The sequence below is a fragment of the Paracoccus seriniphilus genome (assembly GCF_028553745.1).
Lineage (GTDB): Bacteria > Pseudomonadota > Alphaproteobacteria > Rhodobacterales > Rhodobacteraceae > Paracoccus > Paracoccus seriniphilus.
Genome location: NZ_CP067129.1, coordinates 2,523,675 through 2,543,830 on the forward strand (window position 1 = coordinate 2,523,675; position 20,156 = coordinate 2,543,830).

Here is a 20,156-nt window from a genome sequence, read left to right on the forward strand (position 1 = left end):
ATGAATACGACCGTTTTCACCAATGCCCGCCTGATCGACCCCGAGGCACAAAGCGACGAGATCGGCAGCCTGCTGGTCCGCGACGGCTCCATCCTCGATCGTGGGGCCGCCGATGAAACCCCGCCCGAAGGCGCCAGTGTCATTGATTGCCAAGGCCGCGCGCTGGCCCCCGGTCTGGTCGACTGGGGCGTCAAGATCGGCGAGCCGGGCGAGCGTCACAAGGAAAGCTTTCGCAGTGCCGGACTGGCGGCCTGCGCCGGGGGCGTGACCACGGTGATCGCCCGCCCCGATACGCTTCCCCCGATCGACACGCCCGAGTCGCTGGAATTCGTCACCCGCCGCGCGCTGGATGCACCGGTGAACATCCGCCATATGGCCGCGCTGACCAAGGCGCGCGAGGGCCGCGAGATGGTCGAGATCGGGTTCCTGAACGATCTGGGGGCCGTGGCCTTTACCGATGGCGTGCGCGTGATCACCGACACAAAGGTTCTGTCGCGTTGCATGACCTATGCGCGGGGGCTGAATGCGCTGATCGTCGGTCATCCGCAGGATGCCGGGCTGTCGCGCGGCGCAGCGGCGACCAGCGGCAAATTCTCGTCGCTTTATGGTATCCCTGCGGTTTCGCCCATGGCCGAAGTCATGGGGCTGGACCGCGATCTGGCGCTGGTGGCGATGACTCGCTGCCGCTGGCATGCAGACCAGATCACCACCGCCGCCGCATTGCCCGCGCTGATCCGCGCCCGCGAGGCCGGGCTGGATGTGACGGCAGGCATCTCGATCCATCACCTGACTCTGAATGAATTTGACGTCGGCGACTATCGCACATTCTTCCGCTTTACTCCGCCACTGCGCACCGAAGAGGACCGTCAGGCAATGGTGCAGGCGGTGGCCGACGGGGTGATCGACGTGCTTGCCAGTTTCCACACCCCGCAGGACGAAGAATCAAAACGCCTGCCCTTTGAAGAAGCCGCGCCGGGTGCTGTCGGGCTGCAGACGCTGTTGCCGGCGTCTCTGCGCCTGTATCATCAGGGCGGGCTGAGCCTGCCGCAATTGTGGCGGGCGCTGTCGCTCAATCCGGCGCGCCGGCTGGGCCTTGAGGCAGGCCGTCTGTCGCGGGGTGCCCCTGCCGATCTGGTGCTGTTCGACCCGGATACCCCCTTCGTTCTGGATCGCTTCAAGCTGCTGTCGAAATCCAAGAACACCCCATTTGACGGGGCCCGCATGCAGGGTCGCGTGCTGGGCACCTGGGTGGGCGGAGCGCGCGTTTACGGAGATCCGGCATGAGCATGATCCTCTGGAGCATTCTGGGCTATCTGCTGGGTTCCATCCCCTTCGGCATTGCCATCACCCGCCTGCTGGGGCTGGGCGATCTGCGCCAGATCGGGTCGGGCAATATCGGCGCGACCAATGTGCTGCGCACCGGCAACAAGCCCGCCGCCCTGGCCACATTGCTGCTGGATTCCGGCAAGGGTGCCATCGCGGTTCTGCTGGCGCGCCATTTCGCGGGGGAAAGCGCGGCAATCCTTGCCGGTTGCGCCGCCTTTCTGGGGCATTGCTTTCCCGTCTGGCTGGGCTTTCGCGGCGGCAAGGGCGTGGCGACCTTTCTGGGCACACTGATCGCCTTTCACTGGCCACTGGGTCTGGCGGCCTGCGCCGTCTGGCTGCTGACCGCGGTGATCAGCCGGATCAGCAGTCTTTCGGCTTTGCTGGCAGCCATTGCCTCACCGCTTCTGGCATGGGGAATGGGACGCAATGACCTGATCCTTGCATGCCTGTTCATGGTGGCGCTGATCCTGCTGCGCCACAAGGCCAATATCTCCCGCCTTCTGGACGGGTCCGAACCGCGCATCGGCCGCAAGGATTGAGGGCCGCTCGGATCAAGATGCTATCGCTCGGCCACCAGCTTGCGCCCCGTCGGCCGGGGCGGCAGGCTTGAACCCGCCGCAGCTGGCTGCACGGCCGCCTTCTGGACCAGATCGCGAAACGGCGGTGACGAGAACGGCCTGACCGGCGCGACAGGGGAGACAGCCTTGCCGCCCTGCGCGGCGATCTCTTGCAGGACATCGGCGCTGCGCGCGGCCGTCAGTGCAAGCGAGATCAGCGCCATGCAGGCACCGGTCAGCAAAAGCAGAACCACAAGCCCAAGCAGCCCCAGAAAAACCGGCAGGGGCGGGATCCCCTCGGCCTGATATGTGACCGAGACAACCGCTGCTCCCAAGGCAACCAGCCCCATCAGAAAGACCAGACCGACCAGCCGCTGCACCCATTTCATCGGTTCCGCCCGCATCGCTTGCACCTCACAGTTTTTCTTTCCGGTGCCATTGTGGCCGGGTCTTTTCAAGCACCGAGCGGTGATTTCCCCTCACCTTGTCGTGCAACGGGTCAGCTTCTGGCGACCAGTTGCTCGACAGCTTCAGCGGTCCTGCGGGTATTATTGTAGATTCCCAGACCCAGATAGATCAGCCCGGCCACCAGGAACAGATACAACGCGCCCACCAACCAGACCACAAGCGCCATCAGAAGTCCTTCCCCTCCGGGAGCTTCCAGAAAGACGGTGCCGCCCGCAAGAAAAACCCCGATCGCACCCAGGATGACAGCGACATTGATCAGTCGCTCCATCCAGCGAATGAAGAAATCACGCATGATGAGCCACTTGCTCCACGACCGAACTGCAATGATAGCGTCTTGATGCTACGAGGCAGACAAATCAATCAATAAGAATATTCGGCATAGATCCGCGACAGATCGCCCTGCCATTCTCCGTGATAGGCTTCCAGCAGTTCATCGGCGGGCACCTTGCCGGAATCGACGCTTTCCTTCAGCGCATTGAGGAAATGCGTCTCGTCGGGAACCAGACCGCCAGCACCGGCGCGAGCACGGTTTTTCAGGCCCTGATCCGCAATCGCCAGCACCTCCCGCGCCAGATCATGCAGCTTCACGCCGCCAGCCTCGCCCTGCAGGGCCGAACGACCCGCAGCGCGGCGCAGCCCCTCGCGGGTCTCGTGGTCCCAGCCCTTGACCAGATCCCAGGCAGCATCCAGCGCCTCCTGATCGTAGGTCAGCCCCACCCAGAGCGCCGGCAGCGCGCAGAGACGACGCCACGGGCCGCCATCGGCACCGCGCATTTCAATGAATTTCTTGACCCGGGCTTCGGGGAAAACCGTTGTCAGGTGATCGGCCCAATCCGACAGGGTAGGAATTTCCCCGGGCAGCGCGGGCAGTTGCCCCTTGAGGAAGTCGCGGAAGGATTGCCCCAGCGCATTGATGTATTTGCCGTCGCGATAGACGAAATACATCGGCACATCCAGAACGTAGTCAACCCAGGCCTCATAGCCGAAGCCATCCTCGAACACGAAGGGCAGCATGCCGGTGCGGGCATCATCGAGGTTCTGCCAGATATGGGCACGCCAGCTTTTCATGCCGTTGGGCTTGCCGTCCAGAAACGGTGAATTGGCGAAAAGCGCCGTCGCCACCGGCTGCAGGGCCAGCGCGACGCGCAGTTTCTGCACCATGTCGGCTTCGCTGGAGAAATCCAGGTTCACCTGTACCGTGCAGGTGCGATACATCATCTGTTTTCCAAGGGTGCCGACGTCGTCCATATAGTCGGTCATCAGTCGGTAACGGCCCTTGGGCATCATCGGCATCTGATCCTGCGACCAGATCGGCGCCGCCCCCAGACCAATGAACCCCGCGCCGATCTCGTCGGCGACGGTCTTCACCTCGGCCAGATGCTGGTTCACCTCGTCGCAGGTCTGGTGAATGGTCTCCAGCGGCGCGCCCGACAGTTCCAGCTGTCCGCCCGGTTCAAGGCTGATGTTTGCGCCGTCGCGCTCGAGCCCGATGATATTGTCCTGCTCCAGCACAGGCGTCCAACCAAAACGCTGCTGCATGCCGGTCAGCATCGCCTTGATCGAACAATCGCCCTCATAGGGCAGCGGCAGATTGCGAGATTTGCAATATCCGAATTTCTCGTGCTCGGTCCCGATCCGCCATGCCTCGCGGGGCTTTTCGCCCTCGGCAAGATAGGCTGCCAGTTGATCGCGGCTTTCAATCGGGCCACCGCCCTGTTGAGGAATGGACATGCGACGGGGCCTTTCTGGGTTTCCGGTCGCTCACAGGTGGCAATGGTCGCGGCGCAAGTCAACCCGCCTCAGGCATCTCTGCGCCAAACGGTGTGTATCGCATCACTCTGTTCGGCCACATGAGCCAGCGCAGAAGAGACTGCGCCCATCTGCAACCCCGGCAAGGCCGTGAAGGCATGGGCCAGCATGTCCGCGCCCGCGGCATCCACGGGAATCAGCAGGGCCTCGCCGCCAATGCTGCGCAAACGCCAATGTCCCTGACCGTTCAGCCGGATCAGGCGGATTTCCACCAGATCGCGCAGCGCGATCTCTCCGCCCAGTTCATTCGCACCGAAATAGCGCACGGCGCCTTCGACGACCTCGACCACGCCCGGCGCGGCGATCTGGCGACGAAAGGGAATGCGCCGCCAGGCCCCGATCAGCAGGACCAGCCCGACCATCGCCACCATGCCGCCCAATGCCAGAAAGAACCAGCCGCCCAGCCAGATCAGCCAGAGCCCGCCAAGGGTGACGCAGGCAGCGGCAATGGCTTCGCCCCAGCGCGACAGCAGTTGGCGCACGGGTTCACGAATCATTTCGCCCCCGGCCATATGCCGGATCCGGCATCAGTCCGCAGCCGGCCGTCACCAACGGGAAAGGGAATCTTCATCGCTGCTCTTGGCCTCTACCCAGCGGGCCGAGCCATCCGTGCCGATTTCACGTTTCCAGAAGGGTGCACGCGATTTCAGCCAGTCCATCAGGTATTCGGCCCCCTGAAAGGCCGCCTTGCGGTGACGCGCGGCAGTGGCGACCATCATGATCTGCTCGCCGACTTTCAGACGCCCGTAGCGGTGCACGATGCACCAATCCAGCAATTCGAAGCGTTCCGCCGCCTGTTGTCCATAGGCCATCAGCGCCGATTGCGTCATCGCGGGATAATGCTCGATTTCGAGTGCGTCCAGTTCTCCGCCATCGTCGCGCACGATGCCGGTGAAAGTGACCAACGCCCCTGCCCCCGGACCAAAGCCACGCAGGATGTCTTCGGCGTCAAAAGGTTCGGACTGGACCCGTGCCGACATGATCAGCCACCGGTCATCGGAGGGAAAAAGGCAATCTCGCGGGCGCCTTCGATCGGGGTCTCCATCTCGGCAAGTTGCTGGTCTACCGCGCAGCGCACTGCTGACATGTCCGCAAAGGCCGCCGCATGCCAGTCATCCTTGGCCGCAAGCTCGGTGACAAGTTCGCCAACCGTGCGCGCCGAACTTTCGATCCGTTCCGAGGGCTGGCCGATACGTTCGCGCAGCCAGGCAAAATACAGGACGTCAAAGCTCATTCTTCGGCTCTTTCAAATAGGGCAATGCCTTCACAAAGTAATCCCATCCGGTCCAGCCTGTCAGCGCCGCCGCGATCCAGATCAGCGCCAGACCGATCTGATTGGCCAGATCCGACCAGCTGTCAGACCAGGGCAGGCGCGCCTCACCGACCAGCGGCGCCTTGCCATGTTCGACAAAGGCCAGCCCCGTCCCCAGAAACAGCGTGGCGATGGCGACCATCTGAAAGGTCGTTTTCCACTTGGCCAGCTTGGTGACCTTCAGCAGCTTGGCATTCGATCCCAGGAATTCACGCAGGCCCGACACGAAGACTTCGCGAAACAGAATCACCGAAACCGGCAGGATCAGCCAGGGGTTCATTCCCGAATAGCCGGTGATCACAACCAGCGCGATCACCACCATCGCCTTGTCGGCAATGGGATCCATGGCGGCACCGAATTTGCTTTCCTGCTGCCACGCGCGGGCAAGATATCCATCGAACCAGTCGGTGATGGCCGCCAGCATGAACAGCGCCAGCGCCGCCCAGTCAGCCCAAGGTCTTTGAAAATAAAGGAACATCAACGGCACGGCAGGGGCCGCGATCAGCCGTATCAGGGTCAGGATATTGGGAATGGTCCAGCGCATGGGGGCAAGCTAGTCCCTGTATGCGCGCTTGGAAAGAGTTCTTGCAGATCAAAGGCAAAAAACGGGCACGCCATGCCCGTTTATCACCAAGTTGTCATGCTGGCCGGTCTCTAGGCGGGGACAGGCTGATCGGGAAACAGGTCGAAGATCCGATCCCCATGTCCGATTTTCAGCGCCTTGATGCGGGTTTCCCCGAAATGATGCGACTGACGACCCCAGATGATCACCGCATCCCCAAGACACGCGCCGGAATCCTCCAATCCGACCTCGCGATTGCGGACATGTCCGGCCAGTTCGACCGTCCAGTTGATGCCATCTTCGGCCCGCACCTGCAGCGTGGGGTCGGTTCCGGTGATGTAGATATCGGTGATCACGGCCTCCAGCCGGGTCACGTCAGATTCGTATTCCGCCCAATGATCGCCAGAGATCACGTCGTCGCGGGCAAAGACCGGTCCGCGATATGCGAACAGGCCGGTATTGGCGAAACGGGGCATGGCAGCCTCCTCCTCCATGTTGCGAGCAGGTCACAACCATAACGCGATTCTGCCCGTTTCGCGCGGTAGCACCTTACCTAACGTAAGGTTCGGCGGCGAACCGCAGAGGCTCACCCCTTGCTGTGGAAGTGGTCATAGATCTTCTGCGCCATGGCCGCCGAAATCCCCTCCACTGCTTGCAGATCCGCCAGTCCGGCACGGCTGGCGGCCTTGGCGCTGCCGAAATGGGCCAGCAGGGCACGTTTGCGCGCCGCGCCGATGCCGGCGATCTCGTCCAGAGGATTGGCCATGACCGATTTCGCCCGCTTGGCGCGATGCGTGCCAATGGCCCATCTGTGCGCCTCGTCGCGCAGGCGCTGCACGAAATACAGCACCGGATCATTCATTCGCAGCGCAAAGGGACGCCTGCCGATCCGGTGGAACTCCTCCTTGCCCTGATCACGATCCACCCCCTTGGCGACACCGATCATGGGAATATCCTCGACCCCCAGATCAGCCATGATCTCATGCACGGCCGAGACCTGCCCTGCCCCACCATCGATCAGCAACAGATCGGGCCATGCCTCGGTCTGCCGGTCGGGGTCATCCTTCAGCAAGCGCTGAAACCGGCGGGTCAGCACCTCTTTCATCATCCCGAAGTCATCGCCGGGCGTGATCTCGGTGCCCTTGATGTTGAACTTGCGATACTGGTTCTTGATGAAACCTTCGGGACCGGCCACGATCATGCCGCCAACGGCATTGGTGCCCATGATATGGCTGTTGTCATAAACCTCGATCCGGCGCGGCGGTGCCGGCAGATCGAAGGCATCGGCTAGCCCTTGCAGCAATTTCGCCTGCGCGGCGCTTTCCGACATCCGCCGGGCCAGGCTTTCGCGGGCATTGCGCAACGCATTGGTCACAAGCTCGAATTTCTCGCCACGCTGGGGGACCAGGATTTCAACCTTGCGGCCCGCGCGTTCAGACATGACATCGGCCGCCAGTTCAGGATCTTCCAGACCATGGGACAACAGGATCTGACGCGGCGGCGGCTTGCCGTCATAGAATTGCAGCAGAAAGGCCTGCATCACCTCGTCGGGGGATTCCGCCCCACCCAGGCGCGGATAGAAATCACGGTTTCCCCATACCTGATTGCCGCGAATGAAGAAGACCTGCACGCAGGCCTGCCCATGTTCCATATGCAGGGCAACAATATCCGCCTCGGACACGCCACGCGGATTGATGGCCTGCACCGATTGCACTGCGGTCAGCGCCTTGATCCGGTCGCGCAGGGCGGCAGCGCGTTCATATTCCATTGCCTCGGACGCCTCGGCCATCTCTTGCGCCAGCGAGGCCTGGATCGAGGTGGTCTTGCCCTGCAGGAAGCGTTCGGCATCGCTGACCAGCTTGGCATAGTCGGACTGCGAGATCCGCCCAACGCAGGGGGCGCTGCACCGCTTGATCTGATACAGCAGACAGGGCCGCGTCCGGCTTTCGAATACGGAATCGGTGCAGTTGCGCAGCAGAAAGACCCGCTGCAACTGTGTCAGGGTCCTGTTGACCGCCCCGGCACTGGCAAAAGGACCATAGTAGTCACCCTTTTCCGATTTCGCGCCGCGATGCTTCTTGATCTGCGGAAACTCGTGGGACTTGGCGACCAGAATATTGGGAAAGGATTTGTCATCGCGCAGCAGCACGTTGTAGCGCGGCTTGAGCTGCTTGATCAGGTTCTGTTCCAGCAGCAGCGCTTCGGTCTCGGTCCGCGTGGTCAGGAACATCATCGAGGCGGTCTCGCGGATCATCCGGGCGATCCGCGCCGTATGCCCCAGCGGTCGGGCATAATTGGACACCCGCACCCGCAGTTCGCGCGCCTTGCCGACGTAAAGCACCGCCCCCTGTGCATCCAGCATACGGTAAACCCCCGGGCTGGTATCCAGCGTCCGGACATAGTCCTGAATAAGTGCGTGGCCTGTTTTCTGGGTCATGACGTCAAGAAAGTGATTCCTTCACCCGGCTGCAAGTTCCCGGCGTCGAGCGCAAGATTGAACATGTCCACCGCTCCTGTGGATAACTCTGTGGGTCTCCTGTGAGGCAAGCGTTTCCAGTCCAGCAATCGTTACAGTTTCATGACTTTGCCTCAATTTTAGGCAGCAATTCAGGGCACTGAAAACAAAGGCTTTTTTTATTTTTCAGAACGCCATCGCCAAAAAAACGTTACGATTCAGTCCGGTTAGGAAGGTCGGCCTGCCGGGGTGGACAGATGGTGTGGCATGGCTGCATCCACCCTCTCAATATTGATCGATATGCCTAGGCAAGGGGTGCGACGGCTGACAGGTGATTCGTCTAGAACAAGGCCCAGAGATAAGCGCCATAAAGCGCCAGAAAAACCGCTCCGACAGCTCGCGAGACCGCAATTCCGCGAAACAGAAAGGGCGCCAGCAGCAGCGAGCTGCCCAGCATCACCCACATATCCAGCCTCAGCATCTGTTCCGGCACCGGCAACGGCTGGACCAGCGCGGTCCCCCCCAGGATCGCCAGCAGATTGAACAGATTCGAGCCGACGACATTCCCCAGAGCCATATCGGCCCTGCCCCGCAGGGCCGAGGCAATCGAGGCCGCCATTTCCGGCAGGGATGTGCCGATCGCCACCAGGGTCAGCCCGATGACAGCTTCGCTGATTCCAAAGAGCCTTGCGATATCCGACGCGCCACTGACCAGCAGATTGGCGCCAAGCGGCAGCCCGATCAGCCCGCCCGCCAACCAGAACATGATCTTCAGCCATCTTGCTCCCAGCACAACGGCTTCCAGGTCTTCGGCTCCGGCATCATCCTCGCCAGAGGTCAATTGCCGCCACAGCACGACGAACAGTGCCACCAGCAGCACCACGCCCTGAACGCGCCCGATCACCCCCATGAAGCCCAGCAGGATCACCAGCGCCGTGGCCGCGATCATCATGGTCCAGCTTTCGCGCAGGTCATGGCCCTTTGTAGGGATGACCGCCACTATTGCGGTGGTGCCGACGATCAACAGGACATTGGCAATATTCGATCCGACCACATTGCCGATGGCAATATCGGATGATCCCTTCAATGCCGCCGACAGCGACACCATAAGCTCGGGTGCCGATGTGCCAAAGGCAACCACGGTCAATCCGACCACCAAAGGCGACAACCCGATACGCAGGGACAGGTTTACCGCGCCCTTGACCAGCAGGTCCCCACCAAAGACCAGCAGGGCAAGCCCCGCCAGAACCAGCACAAGATCAACGATCACGTCGCGACAACCCCAGCAGTTTCAGCATGAACTTCCGAACGCCCGGACCGCTGAACAGGGCAATCGCGACCATGACCAACAGAAACAGGATGACGAAACGAACGCTCACGATCCGGCACCGAAACGGGCAAAGGCCACCCGCTCCTGTGCATTGTCCAGCACGGCATCGGCCGACAGGCCCAGGCGGCGAAACAGGGACTGGCGCGGGCTATGCGTCATGAAACGGACCTTGTCGCCATAGCGGCGCTTCATTTCGGGGACCAGATGTCCGATCCCGTCCGCCAATCCCAGGCGCACGGCTTCGCGACCAGCCCAGAACTCTCCGGTGAACAGATCGCGCTCTGAGGCCAGACGGTTGCCCCGGCGCGTGCTGACATGTCGTTTGAACGCCTCGTGAATAGGTTCAAGCACGTTTCGCAGCCTTTCTACATCCTCGGGGTTTTCAGGTCGGAATGGGTCCAGCGTGGATTTGGACCGGCCCGCCGTATGAACGCGCCGCTCGATCCCCCAGCGCGCGATCAGATCCTGAAAGCCGAAACCGGCAGAGATCACGCCGATCGAACCCAGAACCGAACTGTCATCCGCCCAGATGTCATCTGCGGCACAGGCCAGCCAATAGCCCCCCGATGCGGCGACATCCTCGACGAAGGCATGCACGGGCACGCCGGTTTCATCCGCCAGCCGCCGGATCCTTGCGGCAATCAGCGATGACTGGACGGGGGATCCACCCGGGGAATTGATGGCCAGCGCCACGGCGACCGGTTTGCCACGCCGGAAGGCGCGTTCGATCATCGAGGCAAGCGCCACATCACTCAGGCCGCCACCGCGCCCCGACATACCGATTGCGCCACTCAGCCGAATGACGGAAACCCGCGGGCCGCGCCGCAGGAGCCGCTGAACAAATGGAATTTTCATACCGCCAGAGATAGTGGCGCAACCACCCCGTCACAAGGCGCAGAAGTCACGAGGAGACCGCCCGGATCGTATCGCCCGGCATGAATGTCGGCGTCAGGGCGATAATCCGGTCCTCGGGCGTTGCATCCTTGCCTGCGACCAGCCGCGCAGCGCGGCGACCGATATCGACACGGCGGGCATCCGTGGTCGTCAGACGCACGGGCAGCCCGTCCAGAAGATCGACACCATTGAAACCCGCCAAACCGATCCGGTTGGGAATGTCATAGCCCTTGTCGAGACAGTAGAGCAGCCCCCCTGCACCAATCATGTCATTGGAATAATACAGGAAATCCAGATCAGGCGCGCGTGTCAGAATCCGTTCGGTCAGCTCTCGCCCCTTCAGCAGGGACGAACCGCCCTGATAATATTCCCGCGCTTCCAGTTGAACGCCGGATTCGGCCAGCCCCTCTTCAAAGCCGACCAGCCTTTTGCGGGCGCGATGGTCTTCGGGCATATGCGTGCCCACAAATCCGATGCGGCGATATCCGGCCGCCACGATCCGCGCCGCCATTTCGCGACCGGCGCGCATATGCGAAATGCCGACAAGCGTATCAATGCCCTCGCCATCCGTATCCATGATCTCGACCACCGGGATCCCGGCATTCGCCAGCATCGCACGCGAGGCATTGCTGTGTTCGACTCCGGCCAGGATGACGCCCGAGGGCCGCCATGACAGCATGTCATAGAGCACCATCTCTTCGCGCGCGGGCGAATAATGGGTAACGCCGATCACGGGCTGCAACCCGGTATCGTCAAGTTCGGCCGACACCCCGCTGAGCACATCGGGGAAAACCAGATTCGACAGCGAGGGAATCACCACGGCGACCAGATTGACCCGCTGGCTGGCCAGCCCGCCGGCGATCTTGTTGGGCACATAGCCAAGTGTCTTCGCCGCGGTCAGTACCTTTTCGCGCGTGGCGGCAGAAACATCGCCGCGGTTGCGCAAGACCCGGCTGACCGTCATTTCCGACACCCCCGAAGCCTCGGAAACGTCACGCAGGGTGAGGGGGCGGCGGGGGCGAGGAATTGTCATGTGATGCCAAATATAAGAACGACCTGCTGAATGTTAGCGGACAGCAACCGGCACGACAAGCTTGCCAAATCGGCCCGATGACGGCAAAAGGTGAAGCAGGCGGCCCCGTGGCTCAACTGGATAGAGCAGCCCCCTCCTAAGGGGCAGGTTAGTGGTTCGAATCCACTCGGGGTCACCAGCATCTTCCTGATGCCTGCGTGAGAGAAACCGCCTGTCCGACATTCTCGGGGAATACCCTATCAGGTTTCTGAATTGGTCGCTGATCCGGAACGCTGTCCCTTCACCGGTGCCGGTTCGGGCGATCTTCACAGCTGTCGACGGGTCGGTGGCGCGCAGCCGGCGGCGTGCTTGCGCCTCATGCTCGCAGCAATCTGGGCAGTCGGGCCAGGTTATTGGCGGCCATCGTCAGAATAAAGCGGGATCGCACCCGTTCGACACCGCGATAGACGGCTTGCGCCATACCGCCGACGGTTTTGGCCCGGCCGAATGCCTTTTCGATCTTCTTTCGGTGCTTCTGGGACAAGATAAAGCCTTCATGTCGGGCGGTTCTATCGCGATTTCCGGGCGACATGTGGCGTGACACAGGCCCTGCGCAGCTCGGACACGAACCCGCCCGCGTCATGGCCGTCGCCATTGTCGCTCAGACCAATGGCGCTCTCAATAGCAACTCTGCTCCAGACGTCAGTCGCCGGGTCGATCCTGGGGCATGGCGATGCACCATGTCCAATGCCGCGCGCCTTTCCGCATGACCGTCGGCCTGGGTCAGGTCGCCCTGCACGATCAAGCCGTTGCGGTTCTCCATCAGCGCATGGCCGATGAAACACGGCATGGCCCCGGTGTCGGGAGATTTCTCGTAAAGCTGCGCGGCGGGATCAATGCGCGAGACATGAGTGGCATTCGAGCGCTTCTCGCCTTTACCGCGCCGAGGGCTCATCATGTTCTCAATCCGCTGTAGAGGTAGGGCTAATTCAGCAACCTGCTAGACCTTGTAGCTGGGCAGTTTCTGGAAAGCGTCCCGCAATGCATCCCCCCAGCCCGTGGCGATGGCCTGATAAATGGGATCGTCCGCCTGGATGCGCTTGCTGCGATCCGAGGTGAAGGAATCGGTCTCATAGATCTGAAGGTCAAAGGGCAGACCAACGGACAGGTTCGATTTCACCGTTGAATCGAAGGAAACCAGCAACAGCTTGATGGCATCGGCGAAATCCATCTTGGGATCATAGGCACGCACGATGATGGGCTTGCCGTATTTGGTCTCACCAATCTGGAAATAGGGCGTATCTTCCGTGATCTCGATGAAATTGCCCTCGGGATAGACCAGAAAGACCGTCGGTTTTCCGCCCTTGATCTGCCCCCCCACGATGATGGAAGCGCCGAACTGGTCGGCAGAGGTCTGCCCTGTTTCAGAGGCTCCGATGATGATTTCGCGCAGCGTCGCCCCGACCAGTCGCGCCACCTGGAACATGGTGGGTTGATGGAGGATGCTGGGGTCGCGTTCCTCACCCGAAACCGAACGTTCGTCCAGAAGGCTGATCAGCGATTGCGTCGTGGCCAGATTCCCGGCGGTCAGGATCGTGATGCTGCGTTCGCCCTCGACCTGCCAGGTAAACATCTTCTTGCTGACGGCAAAATTGTCCACGCCCGCGCTGGTGCGCGTGTCGGACATGAACACCAGTCCCCGGTCAAGTCGCATACCAACGCAATAGGTCATGTCATTTTACCCGAAAGGAATCACCACAGTGTTCTACTGCTGGACCTGCAAAGATACCATGAGCGTTTCATCGGCACTGCCCATGCGCAGCCCTTCGATGGGTGCCGCATCGCGGGCATCGCGCCCCACGGCGATGCGGACATATTTCCTGTCCGGCGAAACGCCGTTCGAAACATCAAAGCCAACCCAGCCCAAACCGGCAAGATGAACCTCGGCCCAGGCATGGGTCGCATCCTGTGCAATCTGGTCATTGATCATCAGGTATCCGCTGACATAGCGCGCCGGCAGCCCGGACAGGCGGGCCGCAGAAATGAAGATCTGCGCGTGATCCTGACAGACGCCGTGATCGCCCTGCATGGCCGTTTCCGCAGGCGTATCGACGGCGGTGCCACCGGATTGATAGGGCAGCGCATCAAGGATTGCAGCGGACAGGTCATGCAGCCCGGCAAGCTGCGTCTCGGGATTGTCGGATACCCGCGGCAGCGCCCTGATGGCCTCTCCTGCGGCAGTCAGCGGGGTTTCCTGACAGAACAGCCACAATGGCGTGCGGCCGTTCACCGTTCCCAGAACACCCGTGTCGTTCAGGGTCGTCACATGTCCGCCGGCATGAATGCGCAACACCTGGGCACCGGGCGTGATGCTGACCAGATCAACATGATTGCCATATTGATCGGTATAGCTTGTCTCGACCTTGCCGCCACTCACCTCGACGGACCAGTCATGCACCGTCTGGACCGGCGAGTTCATCGGCCTGAGACGGACCTTCTGCAACGCATAATCCACGGGCGCGCTATAGGCGTATTCGGTTGTATGGCTGATGCTGAGTTTCATCTAGCTGGTAAACCTGTAATCGAGTTCCACCTGACGGGCGATCTGCGCCGTGCTGTCCAGCACGGAGTTGACGAACTCATGCAGGCCTTCGTCGAAGATCGAGTTGATGTCGCGGTCCATCAGTTGTGCGCAAAGCGTTTTCGCCATCTGATATCCCTTCCCCTGAGTTCCGCAATCCTCGACCAGATTCGCCAGGCTACGCACGATCTGCTCGGCGCAAAACGCCAGTGATCGCGGCATCCGGCGATCGAGGATCAGGAATTCCGCAATGGCCGGCGCGGTGAAATCATCTTCGACCGCCCAACGGAAGGACCGATGGGCCGAGACCGAACGCAGGATCGTCTCCCACTGGATATTGTCCAACCGGCTACCGACAAAAGAGGGCGAAGGCAGCAGCGAATAATATTTGACGTCGATGATGCGGGCCGTGTTGTCCATCCGCTCGATAAAAGTGCCCAGGCGGCAGAAGTCATAGGTGTCATTGCGCAACATGGTGCCGTGAAGCGCCCCGCGCACCAGCCCCGACTGCTGGCGGATGGTGGCCAGAACAGAGGGCAGCTCGGTCTCGGAAACCGGCTCCTTCAGCAGCTCGGTGAAGAGCATCCAGGTCTCGTTCACGGCCAGCCAGACCTCGGTGGTCAATGCGGTGCGCACCATGCGTGCATTGTCACGGGCAGATTTGATGATCGACAGCACCGAGCTGGGATTCGTCCCGTCGCGCAAGAGAAAATCGACCACCTGTCTGCTGTCATAGCCGGAGTGTGACGCCTCATAGGCGGACTGCGCCGCCAATGTTGCGATCACCGAGCGCCATTCCGTTTCGGCATTCGTCGAACGGGTCAGGGCAATGCGGAACCCTGCCTCGATCAGGCGTGCCGTATTTTCGGCGCGCTCAAGCGAGCGAAACATCCAGTAAAGACCACCTGCAGTTTTTCCCAGCATATCAGTCTTCCAGCACCCATGTGTCCTTGGTGCCGCCGCCCTGGCTTGAATTCACCACCAGCGACCCCTCCTGCAGGGCAACGCGCGTCAGCCCGCCCGGCGTGATATTGATCCCTTTCGGCGAAACCAGCGCGAAGGGCCGAAGATCCACATGTCGCGGCGCCAGACCGCTTTCTGTAAAGATCGGCACGGTAGACAGCGCCAATGTCGGCTGCGCGATGTAATTCGCGGGTCGGGCACGCAGCTTGGCCGCGAAATCCGCCAATTCCTGCTTGCTGGCCGTGGGCCCGACAAGCATCCCGTATCCCCCCGAGCCATGCACCTCTTTCACGACCAGTTCCGAAAGGTTGTCCAGCACGTATTTCAGGCTGTCCGCCTCGGAGCAACGATAGGTTTCGACGTTCTTCAAGATCGCAGGTTCGCCCGTATAGAACCGCACGATATCCGGCAGATAGCTATAGACAGCCTTGTCATCGGCCACACCCGTTCCGGGGGCGTTGGCAATGGTGATATTACCTGCCCGATAGACGTCCATGATTCCCGGAATGCCCAGCATGGAAACCGGATTGAAGGTCAGGGGGTCAAGATATTCATCGTCGACCCGCCGATAGATCACATCGATGGTCTTGTAGCCCTTGGTGGTGCGCATCGCGATTCGGCCATCCACGACCTTCAGATCGTGGCCTTCGACCAGTTCGACGCCCATCTGGTCGGCCAGGAAGCTGTGTTCGAAATAGGCCGAATTGTGGATCCCGGGTGTCAGGATGACAACGCATGGCCGCCCCGAACAGGAGGAGGGGGCGCTGGCCTCCAGCGAGCGACGCAGGTTCTTGGGATAGTCGCTGACGGGCTGCACCTTGATCGCGCTGAACAGCTCGGGGAACATCTGCAGCATCGTCTCGCGGTTTTCCAGCATGTAGCTGACACCTGAGGGCGTGCGCGCATTGTCCTCCAGCACGAAGAAATCATCCTCGCCGGTGCGGACGATATCGGTGCCGACAATATGCGTGTAGACATCTCCGGGCGGGCTGAACCCCATCATCTGCGGCAGAAAGGCATCATTGCGGGCAATCAGATCCACCGGAATGACGCCCGCGCGCAGGATTTCCTGCCGATTATAGATATCATGCAGAAAGGCATTGATGGCATAGACGCGCTGCTCGATGCCCTTGGACAATCTCGTCCATTCCCGCGAACTGAGGATACGGGGCACCAGGTCAAAGGGGATCAGGCGCTCTTCGGCATCCGTCTGACCATAGACATTGAAGGTAATACCGGTGCGGCGGAAGAAGGCCTCGGCCTCTTGCGATTTCTTGGCGAGACGTGCGTTGTTCTGCCCGGAAAACCATTCATCATAGGTCTTATAGGGCGGGCGTGCTGTCCCGGCGTCATACATTTCGCTGTAGAAGGACGGTTTTTCGTTCATGACCTCAAGACTACGCCTCCCCCCGAACCATACAAGCTGGCCGCTGCAGCGGTGCGCCCTGCCTCTGATGATTGCACGAAAAAGGGCAGATTTCCTGATTTATGCTCATGATTTCATCAAAAAAGCTTGATGAATGCCCGAATCCGTTCAGCTGTCCATTCGCGTTCACGGGCAATATCCAAGGAAAGTGGCATCGGTGATCCTCACGGCGCGACCTCACGACATGATGAACATTCTTCTTCGGCTTTCATCTGGACGGCATGTGTCTGCCGATCCCGCAGCAGAAAAAATGCCGATCTCGGCGGGTATCCGCGCCGTTCCGCCCCGGTCTGTTTCACGGTGAACCGCAGTGCAAATGAACGGTTGCTCTCCGGGCGCTGCAGAAGACCGCGCCCGACTGCGAAAGAAATAGGAGAACCACATGTTTCGCCAAACCGCATTTGCCCTGGGTCTCGGCCTTGTCGCAACCGCTTCGGTCGCTCAGCAATCCGACGCCCCTGCCCCGGCACCCAACCGTCTGGATGCAGCCCAGACCTATGAGGCGGCACGCAACCAGCTGGGCATCCTGAAATATTGCCAGGCACAGGGCCATTCCGGCGGCGAAGCCGTCGCGGCTCAGGAGAAGATGGTGTCGATGCTGCCCCAGGGCGACGAAAGCAAGGGCATGGCGGCCGAGGAAAAAGGCGCAAACGGCACCGTATCCATTGCGGGGGCGGAAATTTCGCTGAAGGATGCCTCGGAACGTGATGGCATTTCGATCCAGGATCAATGCAAGCAGATCGAATCCGCGGTCAATGAGGTTGCCAAGCAGTTGCCCGCAGGCTGACCCGGGCAATCCGTGTGAACGGATCGGGGCGGCGCGTGACGTCGCCCCTTGCAGGTCACGCGTGGCGGGGTGGCTCCTCATCGTCATCGACCATTGGCGCCGTCGCCATCCGCGCCGCATCTTCGTCCTCGGCGAATGCACCCGCCTGCACGATATCGCGGGCATCGGATTCATCTTCGTCCTCAAGCCGTGGAGGATCCTCTCCACCAAGGAAGTTGCCGAATTTCTCCCAGCCGGGAACATGCTCGGTCAGGACGCTGATCACCACCAGGACCGGCACCGCGATGACCATGCCGATCACCGACCACAGCCAGGCCCACAGGGCCACGGCCAGGAACACCACGACAGCATTCATCTGTAGCCGGCGTGACACGAAGTAGGGTGTGATCAACTGCCCCTCAAGCGAGGTCAGCCCCAGATAGGTCAGCGCCACCATGGCCGGCCAGAACAGCCCCGGCATGACCACCAGCGCCACGATCGACGCGATGCAGACGCCCGCTATCGCGCCCAGATAGGGAATGAAATTCAGCAGGAAAGCCCCAAGACCGAACAGCAGCGGCCCCGGCATCCCCCATGCCCACATGGCCACACCTACCGTCACCCCAAGGCAGGCATTGATGACGGTGATGGCGCCGAAATAGCTGCCAAGCGAATCCTCGATCTCACGCAGTGCCAGATAGGCCGCGCGCTTGTCTCGCATGGTGTCAAAGCTCTGAACGATCTTCAGATAAAGAAGATCGCCCGAGGCCATCATGAAGAACATCAGGATCAGCGTGAACACCACCTGTCCCAGAAGCTGGGGCGTCAGCTTGATGACCGTTTCAAAGGTGGATTGTTCGTTTTCTTCGACCTTGATGGTCGCGGCCGGGCTTTCACCTTCATCGACATCCACCTCTTGCGCATCGTCGATCTTTTGCGCAGCCTGTCGGAAATCATGCAACGAGGCCTGCACGCGCTGGAATTTCTGCTCCAGCTGCGTCGATATGGTGGGAATGTTTTCCGCCGCGCGATTGATCGGCCCGCTGGCAGCATAGGCGATCACGGCAACCATGATCAGGATGCCCGTGGTCACGATGGCTGCCGTCACCACATCGGCGATACCGCGACGACGCGCGAAACGACGCAGCGGTGTAAAGACAAAGAACAGCAGCAGGGACATTGTGACCGGCATCAGAAAGTCACGACCTGCGGCGATGGCAGAAAAACCCATGATCACGAAAATGCCGATGATGGCCCAATTGGCCATGCGCGCCGACATGTCGCTGCCTTGAAGCGTTCGGGGAAAGTGATGCCCGCCCGGTCTTGCCATGATTGCCCCCCGTCAATGCGGCTGCATTCCCCGCGTGCAATCAACGCAAAAGGCGGACCGAACGTTCCGGCCCGCCCCATTGCAGTTGTCCTGTCCGGCCCATCCGGGCCAGCCAGCTAGATCGGATGATCGCCATTCGCGTCGATGACGCGGGTCGGCAGGCCCATTTCGCCCAGCAGTTCAAGGAAAGGCCGTGCAGGAAGTTCCTCGACATTGACCATTTTCTTGACGTCCCAGATGCCACGCGCGATCAGCACGGCCGCAGCGACAGGCGGCACACCGGCGGTATAGCTGATGCCCTGACTGCCGACCTCTTCATAGGCTTCCTTGTGATCGGCGACATTGTAGACGAAGACCTCGCCTTCCTTGCCATTGATGCTGCCCTTGACCAGATCACCGATGCAGGTCTTGCCCTCGTAATCGGGCGCAAGGCTGGCCGGATCGGGCAACACGGCCTTGACGACCTTGAGGGGCACGACCTCCAGACCTTCGGCAGTCTTGACGGGCTGTTCCGACAGCAGCCCGAGGTTCTGCAGCACGGTGAAGACATTGATGTAGTGATCACCAAAGCCCATCCAGAAACGGACATCGCTGTCCTTGTAGCGGGCCGAGAGGCTGTGCACCTCGTCATGTCCGGACAAATAGGCGGTTCGCTTGCCGACAACGGGCAGATCCCATTCGCGGCCAACCTCGAACATCTTGTTGGTTTTCCATTCACCGCCCTGCCAGGAATAGACAGTGCCGGTGAATTCACGGAAGTTGATCTCGGGGTCGAAATTGGTGGCGAACCAGCGACCATGGCTGCCGGCATTGATGTCGACGATATCGATGCTGTCGATCTTGTCGAAATACTCATCCTCGGCAAAACGGGCATAGGCGTTCACAACCCCGGGGTCGAAGCCGGCCCCCAGAATCGCCGTGATCCCGGCCTTTTTCACGTCTTCGCGACGCTTCCATTCATAGTTTGCGTACCAGGGCGGCGTTTCGCAGATCTTGGTGGGATCTTCGTGAATGGCCGTGTCGATATAGGCGGCACCGGCACGGATACAGCCTTCCAGAACCGTCATGTTGATGAAGGCGGTGCCGACATTGATGACGATCTTCGCGTCGATCTTGCGGATCAAAGCCTCGACCGCATCAGGGTCCATCGCGTCCAGCGCATGGCTGGTAAAGGGCATCTTGTGGCCCTTGTCGCGCAGCGAAGCAATGATCGCATCGGCCTTGGCCTGGGTGCGGTTGGCGATATGCAGATCGCCAAATTCCGCGGCCCGTTGCGCGACCTTATGTGCGGATACTTGCGCGACACCGCCGGCACCAATGATGAGGACGTTCTGTTTGGCCAAGTCTGTCTCCTTTCGGGGTGGC

General features: G+C 60.8%; 21 protein-coding genes, 1 tRNA gene and 1 pseudogene. 4 read left to right on the forward strand and 19 right to left on the reverse strand.

What is annotated here, in order from left to right:
• On the forward strand, nt 1-1,284 hold the full coding sequence (gene pyrC, locus JHW44_RS12350) for a dihydroorotase (RefSeq protein WP_089342862.1): 1,284 nt from the start codon (nt 1-3) through the stop codon (nt 1,282-1,284).
• Complete coding sequence (gene plsY, locus JHW44_RS12355; RefSeq protein WP_089342609.1) at nt 1,281-1,865, forward strand: glycerol-3-phosphate 1-O-acyltransferase PlsY; 585 nt, start codon at nt 1,281-1,283, stop codon at nt 1,863-1,865. The genes pyrC and plsY overlap by 4 nt, the downstream gene beginning before the upstream one ends.
• A 20-nt stretch (nt 1,866-1,885) precedes the next feature.
• Here plsY and JHW44_RS12360 read toward each other — a convergent pair whose 3' ends face one another.
• The 12 genes from JHW44_RS12360 to JHW44_RS12415 all read right to left on the reverse strand — a co-directional run bounded on the left by JHW44_RS12360 (nt 1,886) and on the right by JHW44_RS12415 (nt 11,746).
• Entirely contained in the window at nt 1,886-2,287 is a 402-nt protein-coding gene (locus JHW44_RS12360; protein ID WP_089342608.1) for a hypothetical protein, read from the reverse strand.
• A 95-nt stretch (nt 2,288-2,382) separates the two neighbouring features.
• Complete coding sequence (locus JHW44_RS12365; protein ID WP_089342607.1) at nt 2,383-2,643, reverse strand: hypothetical protein; 261 nt, start codon at nt 2,641-2,643, stop codon at nt 2,383-2,385.
• Nucleotides 2,644-2,711: 68 nt separating this feature from the next.
• The gene (locus JHW44_RS12370) at nt 2,712-4,082 is read right to left on the reverse strand and encodes a glutamate--cysteine ligase (protein WP_089342606.1); all 1,371 of its coding nucleotides are present in this window, start codon (nt 4,080-4,082) and stop codon (nt 2,712-2,714) included.
• A 68-nt stretch (nt 4,083-4,150) separates the two neighbouring features.
• The gene (locus JHW44_RS12375; protein WP_089342861.1) at nt 4,151-4,657 is read right to left on the reverse strand and encodes a hypothetical protein; all 507 of its coding nucleotides are present in this window, start codon (nt 4,655-4,657) and stop codon (nt 4,151-4,153) included.
• A 48-nt stretch (nt 4,658-4,705) separates the two neighbouring features.
• Nucleotides 4,706-5,140, reverse strand: a complete 435-nt coding sequence (locus JHW44_RS12380) for a molybdenum cofactor biosynthesis protein MoaE (protein WP_089342605.1) — start codon at nt 5,138-5,140, stop codon at nt 4,706-4,708.
• A 2-nt stretch (nt 5,141-5,142) separates the two neighbouring features.
• Complete coding sequence (gene moaD / locus JHW44_RS12385; protein ID WP_089342604.1) at nt 5,143-5,394, reverse strand: molybdopterin converting factor subunit 1; 252 nt, start codon at nt 5,392-5,394, stop codon at nt 5,143-5,145.
• Nucleotides 5,384-6,016, reverse strand: coding sequence for a CDP-diacylglycerol--glycerol-3-phosphate 3-phosphatidyltransferase (gene pgsA / locus JHW44_RS12390; RefSeq protein ID WP_089342603.1), 633 nt, complete (start codon nt 6,014-6,016; stop codon nt 5,384-5,386). Before pgsA ends, moaD begins: the two co-directional genes overlap by 11 nt.
• Before the next feature lie 110 nt (nt 6,017-6,126).
• Entirely contained in the window at nt 6,127-6,510 is a 384-nt protein-coding gene (locus tag JHW44_RS12395) for a hypothetical protein (RefSeq protein WP_089342602.1), read from the reverse strand.
• Nucleotides 6,511-6,620: 110 nt separating this feature from the next.
• A complete protein-coding gene (gene uvrC, locus JHW44_RS12400) occupies nt 6,621-8,471 on the reverse strand; it encodes an excinuclease ABC subunit UvrC (protein WP_089342601.1) in 1,851 nt (616 codons plus the stop codon).
• A gap of 358 nt (nt 8,472-8,829) precedes the next feature.
• Complete coding sequence (locus JHW44_RS12405) at nt 8,830-9,759, reverse strand: calcium/sodium antiporter (protein ID WP_089342600.1); 930 nt, start codon at nt 9,757-9,759, stop codon at nt 8,830-8,832.
• 105 nt (nt 9,760-9,864) lie between these two features.
• Nucleotides 9,865-10,674 carry a S49 family peptidase gene (locus JHW44_RS12410; RefSeq protein ID WP_089342599.1) on the reverse strand — a complete coding sequence of 270 codons (810 nt, stop codon included), beginning with the start codon at nt 10,672-10,674 and terminating at the stop codon, nt 9,865-9,867.
• A gap of 46 nt (nt 10,675-10,720) precedes the next feature.
• Entirely contained in the window at nt 10,721-11,746 is a 1,026-nt protein-coding gene (locus tag JHW44_RS12415) for a LacI family DNA-binding transcriptional regulator (protein WP_089342598.1), read from the reverse strand.
• A 101-nt stretch (nt 11,747-11,847) separates the two neighbouring features.
• Between JHW44_RS12415 and JHW44_RS12420 the strand changes: the two genes are divergently transcribed.
• Nucleotides 11,848-11,924, forward strand: a tRNA-Arg gene (locus JHW44_RS12420).
• A 177-nt stretch (nt 11,925-12,101) separates the two neighbouring features.
• Here JHW44_RS12420 and JHW44_RS12425 read toward each other — a convergent pair.
• From JHW44_RS12425 to JHW44_RS12445, 5 genes and pseudogenes are all read right to left on the reverse strand, one after another.
• Nucleotides 12,102-12,662: pseudogene (locus JHW44_RS12425) on the reverse strand (transposase); the annotation flags it as partial.
• Nucleotides 12,663-12,725: 63 nt separating this feature from the next.
• Nucleotides 12,726-13,457: a proteasome-type protease gene (locus JHW44_RS12430; protein ID WP_089342597.1), complete on the reverse strand. Its 732-nt coding sequence runs from the start codon at nt 13,455-13,457 to the stop codon at nt 12,726-12,728.
• Nucleotides 13,458-13,490: 33 nt separating this feature from the next.
• Nucleotides 13,491-14,288 (reverse strand): transglutaminase family protein, encoded by a 798-nt coding sequence (locus tag JHW44_RS12435; RefSeq protein ID WP_089342596.1) that lies wholly within the window; start codon nt 14,286-14,288, stop codon nt 13,491-13,493.
• Nucleotides 14,289-15,230 (reverse strand): alpha-E domain-containing protein, encoded by a 942-nt coding sequence (locus tag JHW44_RS12440; RefSeq protein ID WP_089342595.1) that lies wholly within the window; start codon nt 15,228-15,230, stop codon nt 14,289-14,291.
• Between the two features lies 1 nt (nt 15,231).
• A complete protein-coding gene (locus JHW44_RS12445) occupies nt 15,232-16,656 on the reverse strand; it encodes a circularly permuted type 2 ATP-grasp protein (protein WP_089342594.1) in 1,425 nt (474 codons plus the stop codon).
• A gap of 421 nt (nt 16,657-17,077) precedes the next feature.
• On the opposite strand from JHW44_RS12445, the gene JHW44_RS12450 reads away from it, so the two are divergent.
• Nucleotides 17,078-17,482, forward strand: coding sequence for a pore-forming ESAT-6 family protein (locus tag JHW44_RS12450; protein ID WP_089342592.1), 405 nt, complete (start codon nt 17,078-17,080; stop codon nt 17,480-17,482).
• A 55-nt stretch (nt 17,483-17,537) separates the two neighbouring features.
• Here the strand turns inward: JHW44_RS12450 and JHW44_RS12455 are convergent, their stop codons facing one another.
• Both JHW44_RS12455 and JHW44_RS12460 read right to left on the reverse strand, forming a co-directional pair.
• A complete protein-coding gene (locus tag JHW44_RS12455; RefSeq protein ID WP_272850276.1) occupies nt 17,538-18,740 on the reverse strand; it encodes an AI-2E family transporter in 1,203 nt (400 codons plus the stop codon).
• Nucleotides 18,741-18,907: 167 nt separating this feature from the next.
• Complete coding sequence (locus JHW44_RS12460; protein WP_089342590.1) at nt 18,908-20,134, reverse strand: saccharopine dehydrogenase family protein; 1,227 nt, start codon at nt 20,132-20,134, stop codon at nt 18,908-18,910.
• Nucleotides 20,135-20,156 lie beyond the last annotated feature (22 nt).

Excerpts from the sequence above, each read along its gene's own strand:
- JHW44_RS12380 (WP_089342605.1), bottom strand. The coding sequence starts at position 5,140 with ATGTCGGCACGGGTCCAGTCCGAACCTTTTGACGCCGAAGACATCCTG.
- JHW44_RS12395 (WP_089342602.1), bottom strand. The coding sequence starts at position 6,510 with ATGCCCCGTTTCGCCAATACCGGCCTGTTCGCATATCGCGGACCGGTC.
- plsY (WP_089342609.1), top strand. The coding sequence starts at position 1,281 with ATGAGCATGATCCTCTGGAGCATTCTGGGCTATCTGCTGGGTTCCATC.
- JHW44_RS12370 (WP_089342606.1), bottom strand. The coding sequence starts at position 4,082 with ATGTCCATTCCTCAACAGGGCGGTGGCCCGATTGAAAGCCGCGATCAA.
- JHW44_RS12450 (WP_089342592.1), top strand. The coding sequence starts at position 17,078 with ATGTTTCGCCAAACCGCATTTGCCCTGGGTCTCGGCCTTGTCGCAACC.
- pgsA (WP_089342603.1), bottom strand. The coding sequence starts at position 6,016 with ATGCGCTGGACCATTCCCAATATCCTGACCCTGATACGGCTGATCGCG.
- JHW44_RS12430 (WP_089342597.1), bottom strand. The coding sequence starts at position 13,457 with ATGACCTATTGCGTTGGTATGCGACTTGACCGGGGACTGGTGTTCATG.
- pyrC (WP_089342862.1), top strand. The coding sequence starts at position 1 with ATGAATACGACCGTTTTCACCAATGCCCGCCTGATCGACCCCGAGGCA.
- JHW44_RS12360 (WP_089342608.1), bottom strand. The coding sequence starts at position 2,287 with ATGCGGGCGGAACCGATGAAATGGGTGCAGCGGCTGGTCGGTCTGGTC.
- JHW44_RS12375 (WP_089342861.1), bottom strand. The coding sequence starts at position 4,657 with ATGATTCGTGAACCCGTGCGCCAACTGCTGTCGCGCTGGGGCGAAGCC.
- moaD (WP_089342604.1), bottom strand. The coding sequence starts at position 5,394 with ATGAGCTTTGACGTCCTGTATTTTGCCTGGCTGCGCGAACGTATCGGC.
- JHW44_RS12455 (WP_272850276.1), bottom strand. The coding sequence starts at position 18,740 with ATGTCGGCGCGCATGGCCAATTGGGCCATCATCGGCATTTTCGTGATC.
- JHW44_RS12365 (WP_089342607.1), bottom strand. The coding sequence starts at position 2,643 with ATGCGTGATTTCTTCATTCGCTGGATGGAGCGACTGATCAATGTCGCT.
- JHW44_RS12415 (WP_089342598.1), bottom strand. The coding sequence starts at position 11,746 with ATGACAATTCCTCGCCCCCGCCGCCCCCTCACCCTGCGTGACGTTTCC.
- JHW44_RS12435 (WP_089342596.1), bottom strand. The coding sequence starts at position 14,288 with ATGAAACTCAGCATCAGCCATACAACCGAATACGCCTATAGCGCGCCC.
- JHW44_RS12440 (WP_089342595.1), bottom strand. The coding sequence starts at position 15,230 with ATGCTGGGAAAAACTGCAGGTGGTCTTTACTGGATGTTTCGCTCGCTT.
- JHW44_RS12410 (WP_089342599.1), bottom strand. The coding sequence starts at position 10,674 with ATGAAAATTCCATTTGTTCAGCGGCTCCTGCGGCGCGGCCCGCGGGTT.
- uvrC (WP_089342601.1), bottom strand. The coding sequence starts at position 8,471 with ATGACCCAGAAAACAGGCCACGCACTTATTCAGGACTATGTCCGGACG.
- JHW44_RS12445 (WP_089342594.1), bottom strand. The coding sequence starts at position 16,656 with ATGAACGAAAAACCGTCCTTCTACAGCGAAATGTATGACGCCGGGACA.